Source organism: Bacillus sp. JZ105, from assembly GCF_053903125.1.
In genome coordinates, this window is sequence record NZ_CP096387.1 from 2,313,409 (window position 1) to 2,329,521 (window position 16,113).

Annotated in this window: 18 protein-coding genes; 6 read left to right on the plus strand and 12 right to left on the minus strand. The window is 41.4% G+C overall.

Annotation, left to right across the window (positions count from 1 at the left end):
* Window positions 1-227 precede the first annotated feature (227 nt).
* Entirely contained in the window at window positions 228-575 is a 348-nt protein-coding gene (locus M1D81_RS11805) for a hypothetical protein (RefSeq protein WP_456266809.1), read from the plus strand.
* Complete coding sequence (locus M1D81_RS11810) at window positions 572-1,051, plus strand: endolytic transglycosylase MltG (RefSeq protein ID WP_456266808.1); 480 nt, start codon at window positions 572-574, stop codon at window positions 1,049-1,051. The genes M1D81_RS11805 and M1D81_RS11810 overlap by 4 nt, the downstream gene beginning before the upstream one ends.
* A gap of 43 nt (window positions 1,052-1,094) precedes the next feature.
* On the opposite strand, the gene pstB (M1D81_RS11815) is transcribed toward M1D81_RS11810, so the two are convergent.
* The 9 genes from pstB (M1D81_RS11815) to M1D81_RS11855 all read right to left on the minus strand — a co-directional run bounded on the left by pstB (M1D81_RS11815) (window position 1,095) and on the right by M1D81_RS11855 (window position 10,694).
* Entirely contained in the window at window positions 1,095-1,877 is a 783-nt protein-coding gene (gene pstB, locus M1D81_RS11815) for a phosphate ABC transporter ATP-binding protein PstB (protein WP_456266807.1), read from the minus strand.
* Between the two features lie 15 nt (window positions 1,878-1,892).
* A complete protein-coding gene (gene pstB / locus M1D81_RS11820; RefSeq protein WP_024422992.1) occupies window positions 1,893-2,705 on the minus strand; it encodes a phosphate ABC transporter ATP-binding protein PstB in 813 nt (270 codons plus the stop codon).
* A 23-nt stretch (window positions 2,706-2,728) separates the two neighbouring features.
* A complete protein-coding gene (gene pstA / locus M1D81_RS11825) occupies window positions 2,729-3,613 on the minus strand; it encodes a phosphate ABC transporter permease PstA (protein ID WP_456266806.1) in 885 nt (294 codons plus the stop codon).
* Window positions 3,613-4,539 (minus strand): phosphate ABC transporter permease subunit PstC, encoded by a 927-nt coding sequence (gene pstC, locus M1D81_RS11830; RefSeq protein ID WP_024422994.1) that lies wholly within the window; start codon window positions 4,537-4,539, stop codon window positions 3,613-3,615. Before pstC ends, pstA begins: the two co-directional genes overlap by 1 nt.
* A 79-nt stretch (window positions 4,540-4,618) precedes the next feature.
* Window positions 4,619-5,536 (minus strand): phosphate ABC transporter substrate-binding protein, encoded by a 918-nt coding sequence (locus M1D81_RS11835; protein ID WP_456266805.1) that lies wholly within the window; start codon window positions 5,534-5,536, stop codon window positions 4,619-4,621.
* A 214-nt stretch (window positions 5,537-5,750) separates the two neighbouring features.
* On the minus strand, window positions 5,751-7,886 hold the full coding sequence (locus M1D81_RS11840) for a peptidoglycan D,D-transpeptidase FtsI family protein (RefSeq protein ID WP_456266804.1): 2,136 nt from the start codon (window positions 7,884-7,886) through the stop codon (window positions 5,751-5,753).
* A 122-nt stretch (window positions 7,887-8,008) separates the two neighbouring features.
* Window positions 8,009-9,295 (minus strand): MFS transporter, encoded by a 1,287-nt coding sequence (locus tag M1D81_RS11845; RefSeq protein WP_024422996.1) that lies wholly within the window; start codon window positions 9,293-9,295, stop codon window positions 8,009-8,011.
* A gap of 121 nt (window positions 9,296-9,416) precedes the next feature.
* Window positions 9,417-10,025, minus strand: a complete 609-nt coding sequence (gene sodA / locus M1D81_RS11850) for a superoxide dismutase SodA (RefSeq protein ID WP_007501264.1) — start codon at window positions 10,023-10,025, stop codon at window positions 9,417-9,419.
* 183 nt (window positions 10,026-10,208) lie between these two features.
* The gene (locus M1D81_RS11855; protein WP_456266803.1) at window positions 10,209-10,694 is read right to left on the minus strand and encodes a DUF456 domain-containing protein; all 486 of its coding nucleotides are present in this window, start codon (window positions 10,692-10,694) and stop codon (window positions 10,209-10,211) included.
* A 145-nt stretch (window positions 10,695-10,839) separates the two neighbouring features.
* Between M1D81_RS11855 and M1D81_RS11860 the strand changes: the two genes are divergently transcribed.
* Entirely contained in the window at window positions 10,840-11,598 is a 759-nt protein-coding gene (locus M1D81_RS11860) for a DUF1189 domain-containing protein (RefSeq protein WP_456266802.1), read from the plus strand.
* A 71-nt stretch (window positions 11,599-11,669) separates the two neighbouring features.
* Here the strand turns inward: M1D81_RS11860 and M1D81_RS11865 are convergent, their stop codons facing one another.
* A complete protein-coding gene (locus tag M1D81_RS11865; RefSeq protein WP_456266801.1) occupies window positions 11,670-12,215 on the minus strand; it encodes a GNAT family N-acetyltransferase in 546 nt (181 codons plus the stop codon).
* 198 nt (window positions 12,216-12,413) lie between these two features.
* Here M1D81_RS11865 and M1D81_RS11870 point away from each other — a divergent pair, with 198 nt between their 5' ends.
* Complete coding sequence (locus M1D81_RS11870; protein WP_039180007.1) at window positions 12,414-12,716, plus strand: hypothetical protein; 303 nt, start codon at window positions 12,414-12,416, stop codon at window positions 12,714-12,716.
* A gap of 105 nt (window positions 12,717-12,821) precedes the next feature.
* Complete coding sequence (gene ispG / locus M1D81_RS11875) at window positions 12,822-13,937, plus strand: flavodoxin-dependent (E)-4-hydroxy-3-methylbut-2-enyl-diphosphate synthase (protein WP_024423001.1); 1,116 nt, start codon at window positions 12,822-12,824, stop codon at window positions 13,935-13,937.
* A 45-nt stretch (window positions 13,938-13,982) separates the two neighbouring features.
* Here the strand turns inward: ispG and M1D81_RS11880 are convergent, their stop codons facing one another.
* Window positions 13,983-14,345: a cell division protein CrgA gene (locus tag M1D81_RS11880; RefSeq protein ID WP_456266800.1), complete on the minus strand. Its 363-nt coding sequence runs from the start codon at window positions 14,343-14,345 to the stop codon at window positions 13,983-13,985.
* Between the two features lie 139 nt (window positions 14,346-14,484).
* Here M1D81_RS11880 and M1D81_RS11885 point away from each other — a divergent pair, with 139 nt between their 5' ends.
* Complete coding sequence (locus M1D81_RS11885) at window positions 14,485-15,063, plus strand: 5' nucleotidase, NT5C type (RefSeq protein WP_456266799.1); 579 nt, start codon at window positions 14,485-14,487, stop codon at window positions 15,061-15,063.
* A gap of 66 nt (window positions 15,064-15,129) precedes the next feature.
* Here the strand turns inward: M1D81_RS11885 and M1D81_RS11890 are convergent, their stop codons facing one another.
* The gene (locus M1D81_RS11890; protein WP_456266798.1) at window positions 15,130-16,047 is read right to left on the minus strand and encodes an ROK family protein; all 918 of its coding nucleotides are present in this window, start codon (window positions 16,045-16,047) and stop codon (window positions 15,130-15,132) included.
* Window positions 16,048-16,113 lie beyond the last annotated feature (66 nt).

Below are 16,113 nucleotides of genomic sequence, written 5' to 3' on the forward strand. Positions count from 1 at the left end.
GTACTGTATACATGAGAAGCCCTCTTTTATTTTGACAGCGAGCAAGATTTTCATACTCGTTTTTCATATAAAAAGAAAAAAGATGAAATAAAGGTGATTTTTTCAGCAATTCCTTTTGAAACTAGCTTTTTTATGGTATAAAAAAGAAGGGTCGAAAACTGTCTGAAACAATCATGAAAGCCTTTTATGGCTTTCAGCATTAAAATATGAATAAAAGGTGATGAAACATGGAAATTGCAATTATCGGATTGCTTGTTGTCAGTATCGTACTGATCGCATTCTCATATTTTCAAAGAGAGCCGATTAAAGAAGTCGAGCAGGAACTTGAAACACTTCAACTATCTGCAATGCAAGAAATCTATAAACTGAAAAAGAAAATGAAGGTTCTTGAAGAAGAATTGCTTGAAACAAATATCGTCGTCCGCAAACATTCAGAAGTTGATCCAGCTATTGCAAGACAAATCATTTCAAAACATCAAAATGGCATGTCTCCTGAAGCCATTGCGCGCGCTGAGCATGTATCTGTAGAAGAGGTCAACATGATCATTAAAGACAACGAGAAGGTGCTTGTATGACGAAAAAAAGCATCCAAACGTTTGCAGCAGGTATGATTCTTGCAACTGGTGTTCTGGCGATCGTTTTTTTCCTCACTGGAAAAGATGAAGCGGCTGCTGATACGACAACAAAAGAAACCCTCGCAGCGAAAGTAACAGACACTGACGTGAAAAACTATTTAGACTCTAAAAAAGAAGTCTCCGTCAGCCGTGAAACCTATCAGCAGCTTCTTGATTATAAAGAAAAAGCACTGAAGGCAAGTGAAGACGGCGATTCTAAGAATGATAAAGGCAAATCGGTCAAATTCGTCATTAAAAACGGGATGAGCACAAGTGATATTTCAGACATGCTTGAAAAGGACGGCATCATCAACTCGTCTAAAGATTTTAATGATTACGTGATTGACGCCGGCTACCATAAAGAAATTCGTGCAGGCAAGTTCAATTTAAAAACAGGGATGACGTTCAAACAAATCGTCAAAGCCTTAACAAAATAACAACAAAACCCCCTGGCGGCGCTGACCTCCAGGGGGGGGTTTATTATCCAAATCGACCAGATATATAATCATTTGTTCTTTGATCATTTGGGTCAGAGAACATCACATTCGTATCATTGACCTCAACAAGTTCCCCCATTAAAAAGAAGGCTGTTCTATCTGATACCCTCGCCGCTTGCTGCATGTTATGCGTCACAATGGCAATCGTGTATTTCTCTTTTAATTTCATAATCAATTCTTCAATCTTTAATGTTGAGACAGGATCAAGCGCTGATGTTGGTTCATCCATTAGTAAGATGTCTGGGCTTGTAGCAATCGCTCTTGCGATACAAAGCCGCTGCTGCTGACCGCCGGAAAGACCTAATGCAGGTGCACTTAATCGATCTTCCACTTCATCCCAAAGGGCAACATCACGAAGCGCTTTTTCAGCGATTTCTTTCAATTGCTGCTTGCTCTTCACGCCGTGAATTCTTGGCCCGTAGACGACATTATCAAAGATAGACTGAGGGAATGGGTTTCCTTTTTGAAAGACCATCCCGACGTTTTTACGCAGTTCCACTAGATCAACGCGGCCTTTTAAAATATTGTCGCCGTTATACATCATATCTCCGGTAATTTTCACACCTGGCACTGTTCTGACCATAAGATTTAAGGTCTTGATAAACGTTGACTTTCCGCAGCCGGACGGACCGATAATTGCTGTGACTTCATGCTCTCTAATGTCTAAATCAATATGCTTGAGTGCGTGATGCTGTCCGTACCAAAGGTTCATATCATTCACGCGAAACACTTCTTTTTTGGCTGTTTCAGTTGCTACTGCATTCATCAAAATCCACCCGCCTTATCCAAATCGACCATTGATATAGTCTTCTGTTTTTTGCTGCGCAGGACGTGTAAAGATACGTTCAGTAGCATCATATTCTACTAGATCACCGTTCAGGAAAAAGGCCGTATGATCAGATACACGTAACGCTTGCTGCATGTTGTGTGTCACAATGACGATCGAATAATCATTTTTCAAATCTGATAATAGCTCTTCAATTTTTGCATTTGAGATCGGGTCTAGAGCAGAAGCGGGTTCATCTAATAATAGAACGCTGGGCTTCATCGCAAGTGTACGCGCAATACAAAGCCGCTGCTGCTGACCGCCGGATAATGACAAAGCCGACCGGTGCAGACGATCTTTGACTTCATCCCAAAGCGCCGCTTTTGTTAAGCTTTCCTCTACCGCATCATCAAGCACTGATTTTCTTTTTTCACCCGCATATTTTAACGCATGGGTAATGTTATTGTAGATCGATTTAGGAAATGGGTTTGGTTTTTGGAAAACCATGCCTATTTCTCTTCTTAAATTCACCACATTAATGCGGTCATCCAAAATATTGAGTCCTTCGTACATGATCGCCCCTTCACTTCTCGCACCTGGGATCAAGTCGTTCATGCGGTTAATGCTGCGTAAAAAGGTTGATTTCCCGCAGCCAGATGGGCCGATTAATGCGGTAATTGCGTTCTTCTCAATTTCAAATGAAATGTGATTGACCGCTCTTTTTTCACCATAATAAATGCTTAAATCCTGCACCTGTAAAATCTGTTCCGCTTGAAGTGGAGCCTTTTTTGCTGCAATCTCTTTTTTTTCTGCTAGCATTTGAACCATATCCCCTTCACACCTCTCTCACATTATTTTGACGTAAGCTTTTTATGAATAAATGAACCAAGCCATCTAGCTCCTAAGTTGAATACTAAAACTGAAAGCACAAGTACGGCTGAGGCACCATTTGCAATGGCCTCTGCATCTGGAATAATTCCTTGTGTATTGACGTTCCATATATGAACGGCCAATGTTTCTGCCGGTCTAAAAATATTCAGCGGTGACGTATCAGAAAATGGACTCCAGTTTGTAAAATCAAGACGCGGTGTGGTGAGACCTGCTGTGAAAAGAAGCGCTGCTGCCTCCCCGAAGACTCTTCCAGATGCTAAAATCGCACCGGTAATAATAGAAGGAATCGCACCTGGAATCAGGACCGTCTTCACTGTATGCCATTTCGTCACACCAAGGGCAAGTGATGCTTCCTTTTGATCCTTCGGTACAGAGCGAAGTGCGTCTTCTGTCACCCTGACCATCACTGGCAAGTTAAACACCGTGAGCGCAAGAGCTCCTCCGATGATTGTATAGCCCCAGCCTGTTAAATTGACAAACATGAGTAAACCAAACATACCAATGACAATAGAAGGAAGTGAAGACAACACTTCGATACATGTGCGAATAAAATCAGTGACTTTGTTTTGAGGCGCATATTCAGCCATGTACACTCCGCCGCCGACACCAAGTGGTACTGTGATCAGCATTGTTATAAACAAAATGTAAAACGAGTTAAACAGCTGATCCCTAATGCCGCCGCCAGAGCCAATTGCACTTGAGCGGGTTGTCAAAAAGTCAAAATTTAATTCTTTTGCACCGTTGAAGATGATATAAGAAAACAAACCAACTAGGATCGCCGTAATAATGGCGGCACATAATCCAAAAACAAACGTGGCAAAACGATCGGTCATTTTGCTATTCATTAAATCTTCCTCCTAGACGACAAGTATCTGATAATGAGTATGAACATAAACGATACAACTAGAAGGACAAGCCCCATTGACCAAAGTGTATTGTTTTCAACACTTCCATACGTTGTGTGACCCATGTTTAACGTAATAATGGTTGTTAATGTACCAGCTGTATCCATAATGCTCTCTGGTAAATTACGCGTGTTTCCAATGACCATCTGAACGGCAAGGGCTTCACCAAATGCTCTTGCCATTCCAAGAACAACTGCTGTCATTAATGTTGGAAGAGCTGCTGGTACAAGCACACGTCTAATCGTTTGCCATCTCGTAGCGCCAAGTGCATACGATCCCTCACGTAAACTTTTTGGAAGGGAAGCCATTGCATCAGTTGCAATAGATGTAACGGTTGGCAGAATCATAATAGACAGGACAATCGTTCCTGCTAACACGCTATGCCCTGAGCCACTTGACTTGAAATGTCCGATAAACGGCACCAATACTGTAAGACCTATGAATCCGTAAACAACGGATGGAATCCCTACAAGCAATTCAATGACTGGCTGGAGAATTTTCCGGCCCCATGCAGGTGCAATTTCTGTCATAAAGATCGCTCCTGCGATGCCTAGCGGCGCTGCAATAAGTGCCGATAGAAGCGTGACGGCGATCGATCCAAAGATAAAAGGAAATGCGCCGTACTCCGGGTTTTCTGCTGTTGGGTTCCAATTGATACTGGTTAAGAACTCAATTGGGCTTACACCATTTACGATGAAAGATTGTAAACCCTTAATGCCAAGGAAGATGGTGATGGCGATGGATACTGCAATCATTAAGAATGCGCAGAATTTCACCAAAATACTTCCTCTTACTTCATCCATTTGCCTATTTTTCTTCGAGCTGATCAGCCGATCGCTCGCTTCTGTATGTTCTATCTGCTTCATCTTTTTCTACACTCCTATGAATGTCATAAAAGGAAAAGTGAAATGCTCCACTTTTCCTTCATCAGCAATTCAAGACCTCTTACTTATCCGATTGTTTGCCTGTTGCGTCTCTTTCTACTTTCATATTAGAGACTGAGATGTAGCCTTGGTCTTTGACGATTTCTTTTTGTACTTCGTCACTCATAAGGTAATCTAAGAATTGTTTTGCTAGACCTTCCGGCTCACCTTTTGTATAAGAGTGCTCGTATGCCCAAATTGTATATTTACCGCTTTCTACATTGTTTTCTTCTGGTTTCACACCATCAATGCTAAGCGGTGTAATTTTGTCATCTGTTAAATAAGAGAATGCTAGGTATCCAATCGCACCTGGTGTTTCTGCAATCAGCTTTTTCACTGTGTTTGAAGAATCTTCTGTGATTCCTTCTGCAGGTGTTGCACCATCAAGTGCATATTTCACAAATGTTGCACGTGTTCCTGAAGAATCAGGTCTGTTAACAAGCGTGATTTTTTGGTCTTTCCCGCCAAGCTCTTTCCAGTTTTTGATTTTACCAGTGAAGATTTTTTTCAATTCGTCCTTTGTGATGTCTTTGACACCCACTTCAGGGTTTACAGCTGCGGCCATTCCAACAACTGCTACTTTGTGGTCTTTTAAAGCTTTTGCGTCGACTCCGTCTTTCTCTTCAGCGAATACATCTGAGTTACCAATTTGTACAGATCCTTCTGAAACTTGAGAAAGTCCTGTTCCTGAACCGCCGGCTTGTACTTGAATATCGGCTTTTGGATGTTTATCCATGAATTTTTCTGCTGCCGCAAGAACTAAAGGCTGCATCGCAGATGATCCTGAGATGGTAATGGAACCTGATGCCTCATCTTTGTTTGAAGCATTTCCTTTACTGTCTTTTGAATCTCCGCTTGAGCTGCTGTTTCCGCATGCTGTGACGAATGCTAACAATGCGATAGTAAGGAAAGTAAGCAGCCATAATTTGTTCTTTTTCATTTCAAGAATACCCCCTGAATAATTTGTCCTACGAGTAATACATTAAAGGTTCTTTATTAATTTCGTTTAAATGGAATGTTAAGGTTTTGTAAATGTCGAAGTTTTGTAGAGAAATTGCGGCGTTTTTTATGAATTTTGTCAATTTATATCGGAATTTTTGAAGAAAACGTAAAAAAACGCCCACAAAAAGTGAGCGTTTTTACCTATGAAAGGTCTAGTTATTTGTTTCTGCTTCATTTTCAATTTTGTTTTTGTTTTTCGCCTGTGTATCATTGCTTTCCTGTTTTGATTTCAGTTCAAAGTACTTATCTAATACTTGTTCACCAATATCGTTTGTAATTGGATAGCGCTGGTTGTAGTCTTGATACACCCATGGCACGACAACGGAAATGGCCACTTCTGGATTATCAGCAGGCGCATACGCAACAAGAGTTGTGTTATACGTCGGTGTACCGCGCTTGCTTTTAATTGGACCGTCATAGAATGATTGAGCGGTTCCTGTTTTGCCAGCTGGATTATACTTTTTGTTGCCAAAGTTTGAATAGGCTGTCCCTCTTGGGTTCTGCATCACAAGCTTGAAACCTTGCTGGACACGCTTGATTTCATCATTTGTCATGTCTAGCTTATTCAATACATCCGGTTTGACGGATTCCGTTACAGCTCCAATGCCTCGCTGCGGATCTGGCTCTCTCACTTCTTTGACAAGCTGCGGACGTAAACGGTACCCGCCATTTGCAATGGTTGAAACGTATTGCGCCATTTGCAGCGGTGTAAACGTATCATACTGTCCAATCGCATAGTCAAGTAAGAGCCCCGATTGTGTAGACGTTCCTCTGTAGCCCGTTGCTTCGTTTGGCAGGTCAATACCTGTTTTGACGCCAAGACCAAATTTACTGAAATTATAGCGGAACGTATCAAATGCTTTCGGATCAATTGGGAGCGGCTGATTCTTACGATATTCGCTTTTCCCAATGGCGATTGCTGTTTTGAACATATATACGTTTGATGAACGCTCTAGTGCTGTTAAATCATTAATGAGTCCCATATTTTGATAGGATTTCTTTGGCGGCGACTGGGCGATATAGAGAGGCTCATCGTATTGGGTGCTTCCAATATGAATAGCGCCTGTTTTATATCCAGTCAGGACAGTTGCCCCTTTTACGGCTGATCCCATCGCATATGAGGATGTCATCGTTCCTAATGCGTAGTCATCGAATTTGTATTTTCCGTTTTTGTTTGAAATCTGCTTACCCGCAACAGAGAGAACCTCTCCATTTCTCGGGTCCATCATGACAACAAATGCGCGGTCAAGAAGCGCAGTTCCCCCTCTTTGTTTCGCACTTCTCAAGTTCTTTTCAATAATTTTTTCAACCGCTTTTTGCAGCTGAATATCAATAGTAAGCACAAGATCTTTCCCGCTCTTACCTTCTGTTAACACTTTAGAGCTTGTAACATTGCCCTGTTTATCAGTTGTACTCTGTTCTTTTTCCTTTTGGCCCTGCAGGACATCTTCATATTGATATTCGAGATAGCTTTTTCCTACACGGTCATTTCGGCTGTAGCCGAGTGATAGATAATGCTCAAGAAGTGACTGCGGAAGACCTTCATCACTCGAAGACACACTGCCGAGCATACTGCGGAGCAGTCCTTTATACGGGTAGCTGCGTGACCAGTCTGTCGTCACATCAACACCTGGCAGCTCGTCCAAATGCTCAGAGACGTAAGCAATTTCGCTTGGCTTTACATCTTTATTTTTAATAAATTGAGGCGTCAGTGCATAGCCTCCATCCATCTGTCTTTTAATGGCAAGCACTTGTAAATCTTTTTTCGTCAGTTGATTTAATTCCTTGTCTGTGATGCGATTTAGCTGAAGCTCATATAGTTTATCATCAGAGACCTTATCGTCACCCTTTAATTCTGATTCCTTTTGAACAAGCTTTTTCGCTTCATTCGGATGCGTTAAGATCCAGAAATCTTTTTTGTCACGATCTGTGATTTTTTTCGTACTCACATGAATCATATCCGCTAATTTTGTTGCCACTTTGAGCCGCTCTTCTTGTGAAGTCGTCGAGGTTCTCGTATATGTAATGGCATTCAGCGCTTTATTGCTGACAATCGTATTGTAGTTTCGATCATAAATTTTTCCGCGCGGAGCAGATGAGCTGACATTCACATCCTCTTGTTTTTCTGCCTGCTTTTTATAATCTTCTCCATTGACAATTTGCACAAACCCGAGTCTAACGACAACGCCGGTAAAAATAATAAAGGCAGCTAAAAATAATAAATTCAGCCGGATCGGAAGTGTTTTGCGCCCTTCCTTCGCGTCTTTTTTGTTTTTCTTGTTTCTCATCACATCACCTTTTCTATCAAGAAAGAAATGGCACCCCTTTTTGTGTATAAAAGGTGCCATCATCATTTTAGCGGTTTTTCTATCATTTATCTAGAAATTTGATGTTCCATAGGTAAGAAATTTTACCTTTCTCCCTTAATAAGGTTCGTTTGAGAAACTGGCTTTTGACCGTCAGCCTCTTTCATATCAGCTGTTTTTTCTTTCAAATGAATATCTTTTACAAAGTAATAAATGAGGGTGTGTCCCGCTCCGAGCACAACAAGTGATGCAGGGATTCCGAGCTCATCACCTAGTAAGGTGACAGACAGCAGGAACAAAACAATCGAACAAATACGGCCGGCATTTAAAAATAGCTCTCTAACTACAATATATTCAATTCGGGCCTTTCTGGCGTATCTTGCATGGCCGATGACATCATATGTTAAGGATACATAAGGAACAAGCAGAAGCGGATATCCTATCGCAATGGCTACCGCATACATCAGAAGTGATACATAGGACAAGTGGAAAACGATTAAAAACAAGGCGCCGTATAAAATCAGCCCGCCAAGCATGATGGCCTTCTTCCGCCACTTTTTCTTAATCAAACGTGTAGCGAAGAAATAAGCAAAAAAGGCAACACCTGAATTCACTAAACCAAACGTCCCGAGAGCAAGCTCACTGTTTGTTGCAATAAACACGAAGACACTGATTAAGAAGACAAAGACCCCTTCACGAAGCCCTTGAAAAAAATGAGCTGTTGTAATTCTACGCCAATTCTCGTCTGCATGGCGTTCTTTCCATATTTGTTTGATCATAAATTTACCTTTTGACTGCCTTCTTTTAAGAAAAAAGCTCATCACAACCGCTAGTGAAAACAAAAAAAGCGATAATGTGAAAATGACTGTGTAGCCTGTATCATCCGTTAACTGAGAAATGACAATCCCCGCAATGAGAGGACCGATCATGCCGGCAGTTGAGGAAAGCACCCCGAGAAATCCATTAAAGAAGTCTCTAGTTTCAGGCTCGGTGATCTCAAAGGTGAGTACGTTAAAAGCAAGCCAGTAAAAACCATAGCCGATCCCAAGGACACTTCCCAACAAAACAAGCCGCGCGGCCGCTTGTTCTCCTGCCATTAAGACAATTAAATAAAAAGCGGCTAAAAAGATGACACCGAAACGAAGGACAAACGCCCGGTCTATTTTTTTTGCAAGCCGGCCAGCGAATAAAAACGTAATGGGCTGAAGCACCACAATGGCCAAGTTATAAATCGCAAGATCCGTGAATTTCCCAGACTGTTTCCATAAGTACACGTTTACAAACGTATTCGAAAGTGCAATGGCAAGTGCGTATAACCCGCCAATCGTGAGGAGGAGCAATAAATCTTTTGTTACATCCATGTCCCCGAACATTTTCTTTAATCTGCTCATACCATTCATTCTCCTTTTCTACACAATAGTCTGTCTCATCAAAAGGCAGATATGTAAAAAAAGGAGGGAAAATATAAAAAGACCTGCTTTCAAGAGAAGCAGGTCTTTTCAAATCAAATCATTATTTTGCTTCGCTGTAAAGGCGAGCTACTTCATCCCAGTTCACAACATTCCAGAATGCTGAAATGTAATCAGGACGACGGTTTTGGTAGTTTAGGTAGTAAGCATGCTCCCAAACGTCTAGTCCTAGAATTGGCGTTTTTCCTTCAGTTAAAGGAGAATCTTGGTTTGGCGTGCTTGTGATTTCAAGTTTTCCGTTGTTCACAACAAGCCATGCCCAACCAGAACCAAAGCGTCCTGCAGCTGCTGCAGCGAAATCAGATTTGAATTTTTCAAATCCGCCTAATTCTTTTTCGATTGCATCTGCAAGTTCACCAGTTGGTGCGCCGCCACCGTTTGGTGAAAGAAGCGTCCAGAATAATGAGTGGTTCGCATGTCCTCCGCCATTGTTACGTACAGCTGTACGGATGTTCTCAGGAACAGAGTTTAGGTTAGCCACTAGCTCTTCGATTGATTGATCTTCAAGAGCTGATACACCTTCGATTGCTTTGTTTAAGTTTGTTACATATGTGTTGTGGTGTTTTGTGTGGTGAATCGTCATTGTTTCCTTGTCGATATGTGGTTCTAATGCATCGTAAGCATATGGTAATTCTGGAAGTTTAAAAGCCATGGTTAAATTCCTCCTTAAAATGTATGTACTGAAATGCTTCCTTTGTAAGTCAGCAATTCACCCTACTCAAAGAGTATCAAAAGAAACAGCTTGTTTCAACGTTATTGCTCATGTTCTGAAACATTTCAGTGTTTAATTTGTATTTAGCCCTTTTGAAAAAGTTTTAAACACCGTTTTTCAAAATTAGCGAAGAACATAAAATAAAAAGATGCCCAGCATCAGCGCTTGAATCAATCCTTTTGCAAAAACACCTGATACAAATCCGATTAATGAACCTAATCCGACCTTCACACTCGTCTTCAAATCTTTTTGGTGAACAAGGAGCTCTGCGATGACACTCCCAAGAAATGGACCAATAATAATTCCTGCAATGGGTATCACAAAAGGACCCGCTAATAACCCAATGGTGCTTCCCCAAATAGCTGCCTTGCTGCCGCCAAAGCGCTTTACCCCCATAAGGTTTGAGACATAATCTGCCGCAAATAAGACGGCAGTAAACATGGCTTGAATAAGCCAGAACGTCAGTGTAAGCGGCTCGAAGCTAAAGAAGAAACCATATAGAATAAATCCGAGAACCATAAAGACCACACTCGGGATAATTGGATAAACCAGTCCAACAAACGCAATGATAAATGCACAGCCAATCAATATCCAATACAGAACGTCCAAGACCCCGCCGCCTCCTTTTTATATGCTGTATACATTATGCCTCATTCCCTCTATCTTAACCAGTGATGAAGGCCATACTTGTACTTGATGGATAGACACTGATACAATATGAGAAATAGAAAAGAATGTAGGAAGTGAATGGGTATTGAACGTATTTAATCTATTGATAAAAGGAATTTATTCTCCAAAAGATATTGCTAAAGCACGGTTTACAGGGATCGGTAAAGCGATTTTATTCATTTTTATCCTCTCAATTATCGCAGCAGTTCCTCAGGGGTATTATATGAGCCAAGAGATTTCGAATGCGATGTCAGGATTTCAGCATGTGATCAAAAAAGATTTACCCGACTTTTCAATCGAAAAAGGAAAGCTTCAAGCGGATCAAAGTGAACCAATAGAAAAAGAAGAAAACGGCATCACGATCATCTTTGATCCTGCTGAAAAAATAAAAGCAAGTGAGCTTGAATCAAAGCAAATGGCTATCGCTTTATTAAAGGAAAAAGCAGTGATTGCCATCGATGGACAAATGACAGATATTCCCTACCAGCTCCTTGGTGGAACGCTGACAAAAGATGAGCTCGCCCGCGTCACAAATCAGAACCAAGCGATTATCATCCCTGTCATTAGTGTACTGCTATATTTATCAACTGCGGCTCTCATGTTTATCAGCGCAACATTCCTTGCGATGCTTGGTACATTTATTAAACGAATGCAGCAAAAAGAGCTCTCCTTCCAAATGCTTTGGAAGCTCTCCGCTTATTCACTCACACTAACAACGGTCTTTTTCGCCATCATGAATGCATTGAACACGCCTGTTGCAAACTCATTTTTATTAAATTGGGGCATTAACTTTATCTTTTTATATCTTGTTGTAAATGAAATACCTGCCAAAAAAAGCAAATGATCCATCCAACAGGATGTGTCAACACAATGAAAGCTCCCCCGGCTCGGAGGAGCTTTTTATGTATATTCATGCTAGGACTCATCTGGATGGATGATCGCAAACAAACAGTGATCCTCCCATACTCCATTAATCTTTACTTTTTTACGATTTAGTCCCTCAAGTTCAAAACCTGTCTTTTCAAGTACACGAATGGAACCCTTATTACTTGGCTTTACTCCAGCCTCAATCCGATGGAGATTCAACTCAAAAAAGGCATAGTCAATGATTAAACGAATGGCTTCTGTCATATATCCATTTCCGCCCTGTCTTTGATCGAGTACATACCCTAGCCAAGCTCCTTCTATCGGACCTCTTTCGACAGAACTTAATGAGATCGTCCCAATTAAAGCACCTGTTTCATTTAAGAAAATACCATGCATGTAAGATTCATCTTGTGCAATTCTTTGCCTACTCCGCTGAATCCGTTCAATTTGACGAGGTAACGTGAAGAAATCATCTTTGACCAAAGGTGTAAATTCCTGAAAATATGAGCGATTCTCAAGCTCTAATGTTAACAGTGATTCTGCATCATTTTCTGTTAGTGTTCTCACATATATATGCTGACTAACTTTCTTCATTAAATCTCCCCCCTTTTTTATTTTATCATAATCGTCATATGAGCTTGCCCTCTTATTTACACAAACGACCCAAGCAGTTTTATTACAAGACATACTAGAACGAACTAGAACCATCCTTTCCAGCTTTTCTCCTCTTTTTGGTTCTATCATTTCAGGACATGCATAGACTGAAGTAAACTCTTAAAAGCGGTGAGTAAAATGCGGCGAATTCTTTTTTTACTAATCAGTTTGTTTGTCCTCTTTATTATCTTTTTTGATTTAAAAAATGGAACCATCCCTGTTGAAGAAAATCCAGCCGTTCCAGCAAGTGCGCTTCAAACAGCTGAGAAGAAGACTTATAAGAATGTGACTGTTAAACAAGGTGAAACGGTTCTCTCCATCGTACATACAAGCAAGCCACTTGATGATGTCATTAAAGATTTCGAGGAGCTGAATCAAGGAGTGAAAGCGAACGAAATCAGGGCAGGCAGCACATATAAGTTTCCTGTCTATAAGAGATAAAACGTTAATTCCTTGTCATTCATACAAAGAGACTGTTACAATATGAACTGTAAAACACGACGTACACGGCAAACGATTGCTTGTACACTAAGGAGCGATTGACAAGTGAGTGAAGTCACACATCGTACTAAAACGCGTCCCGTCAAAGTGGGACCTTTAACTATAGGTGGAAATAATGAGGTTGTCATTCAAAGTATGGCAACAACCAAAACACATGATGTCGAAGCGACAGTCGCTGAAATTAAACGTTTAGAAGAGGCAGGCTGTCAAATCGTGCGTGTCGCATGTCCGGATGAGCGTGCAGCAAATGCAATTGCGGACATTAAAAAACAAATTAACATCCCGCTTGTTGTGGATATTCATTTTGACTACAAGCTTGCACTAAAAGCGATAGAAGCAGGCGCAGACAAAATCCGAATCAATCCAGGAAACATTGGAAGAAGAGAAAAAGTCGAAGCGGTTGTCAAAGCAGCAAAAGAAAAAGGCATTCCAATCCGTATTGGCGTAAACGCTGGTTCATTAGAGAAAAAAATTCTTGATAAATACGGCTATCCAACAGCAGATGGCATGGTCGAAAGTGCACTGCATCACATTAAAATTCTAGAAGACCTCGACTTTCATGACATCATCGTCAGTATGAAAGCATCTGATGTAAACCTTGCAATTGAAGCATACGAAAAAGCGGCTAAAGCCTTTGATTATCCTCTTCACCTTGGGATTACAGAATCAGGTACGTTATTTGCAGGTACAGTCAAGAGTGCAGCTGGACTTGGCGCTATTTTGAATATGGGGATTGGAAACACACTCCGTATTTCATTAAGTGCTGACCCAGTTGAAGAAGTAAAAGTGGCACGTGAATTGTTGAAATCATTTGGTCTTGCATCAAATGCAGCAACACTGATCTCCTGCCCAACTTGTGGACGAATTGAAATTGACCTCATCAGCATTGCAAATGAAGTCGAAGAATATATTTCTAAAATCAAAGCACCGATTAAAGTAGCTGTTCTCGGCTGCGCTGTAAACGGTCCAGGTGAAGCGCGTGAAGCGGACATCGGAATTGCAGGCGCTAGAGGCGAAGGCTTATTGTTCCGTAAAGGTGAAATTGTTCGTAAAGTACCGGAAGAAACAATGGTCGAAGAACTGAAAAAAGAAATCGATAAAATCGCTGAAGAACATTATGCAAAAATGGAAGCTGAAAAAGAAAAACAAGCGAATGCCTAACAAAAAACACGCCTGACGTCATAGTCAGGCGTTTTTCCGTTCTTGTTAAAAGAACGGGGTGATAAATATACCTAGGATGACGGAAACAATTCCGATCCCAATTGACCACGCGCCAAGCGCATGTGCTCCTTTTCTTCGTGCAATATAACCAACGACGATTGCCGCTACCCCTAATAGCACCGGCAAGACAAATAATGAGATAATCGCAATCGCGAGTGCTGTATAGCCTATCCCTTTACTGCCTGAATCGTCACCTGCTTGGTCACGTCCTCGTCTATCTTCTTGATCTCTTGAAGCTTGATATGGCTCTGCAATTTCGGCAGCTGTTTCCTCTAAATAGCCATCATCATTACTAAAGTGTGTGTCGATTTCACGATCATTTCTTCTGAAATCCTCGTCTCTTTCCATGATCAATTCCCCCTTTTGGTTAATAGAAAGGAGCTTTTTTAGTATGAGCAAAAATGTCTGTTTCATGATTGCTAAAACTTGCTGGAATTGTGAATTGATTATGTTACACTTTAAGAGTATAAAAATGAGGAGTGTGGGCATGTTACGTTTAGGAATTGATATTGATGGTACAGTGACGGCGCAGGACACCTTTGTTCCCTACTTAAATGAGTCGTTCCAATGTGCCATGACACTAGATGATATGACAGAGTATGATTTGACGAAGCTTTTAAAGATTTCTCATGAAGAATTTTGGGGCTGGATGGATCAGCACGAGCCTCTTATTTATAAACAGGCAAAGCCTGCTGAGGGCGCAAAAAAGATCCTCGACGAAATGAAGCAGCAGCACAGACTGATTTATATTACCGCAAGAAGGCAGCAGCATTCGGATATCACCTACAAGTGGTTTCAAGAACATGACGTGCACTATGATGCTATTGAGCTGGTTGGCGGTCATCATAAGCTGGAAGCCGTTCAAAAGCACAAAATTGATGTGTTTTTTGAAGACCATCATGGCAATGCCACAATGATTGCAAAAGAGGCTGACATCCCGGTAATACTTTTCAACTCCCCTTATAACCAGATGCCAATCGACGACAGAATTATACGCGTAAACAACTGGCAGGAAGCATCTAAGTGGATCAAACAATACGAGCAGCGTCTGCAAACTGCTTATTAATGTAACTGAGCGAGCACCGAAGCGGAACAAACATGAAGATTTGTCTACACGCTGAAGCCGATACATTTAATGTATCGGCTTGTTTGATGGAGCAAGCTGCCCTTCTTTCATGAGAAAATGGTACAATGCCCCCTTCATGCCTGCCTGATTCAAGTAGTAGCAAGTTTCCAGCTTCACCTGAATGTTCTTCCACGCATGCAGTGTATGTAAATGTTTTTCAATGTTTTGTAATAAATCTGGTCTTGCACTTACGCCTCCGCCGATGAGGATTTTCTCTGGGTTAAGAACAGTCGCTACATTGTAAACGCCAATGGCTATTTGCTTGTACCATTGATCCACCAGCTTCTCAATGGCCGGATCATGCTTTGCCTTTTCAAAAATTTCTTGACCGTCTATTTGAGTACTTTGCGGAATTCCTTGCTTTTCTTTATAGCTCCGAATTAATCCAGCCGTTGAAGCGCTGCTGTTAAGAGTTGTAAACTGGCCATTTTCCGTCTCTGTCAGCATCATGCCAAATTCACCGCCGCGGAAGGATGCACCGCGCACAAGCTGACCATTAGCAAAAATACCCCCGCCGACACCCGTGCCAATTGTCATACAAATAAAGCTGTCACAATCTTTCGCATGACCGCTGTATTTTTCTGCGAGAGCTGCACAATTCGCGTCATTTTCCACTTCTACACGAAGAGACGTTTTCTCTTCTAAAAGTGTTTTTACATTTTGACCATTTAAGGCGATGATGGCGCCTGCAAATTCTGTATAACCTGATTCACTGTCCACAAAGCCTGGAAGACTGATGGCGATACCGCTGACATCCGTCATCCTTTGATATTCCCTGACCACATCCGCCATGGCTTCTAAAAACGGTTCAAGCTGCCGGCAGTTCGTCTCATAGTCACCGCTTGTGACAAGCTCCCCATCCTGATCCATTAATCCATGTTTCGTTTTCGTCCCGCCTACATCAAATACAACGTAATAAGCCACTTTTAACCCTCCCTTTACTTCAAAAATGTAGTACCTTGATCTCATTTTAATGAAACAGCCTCCCTT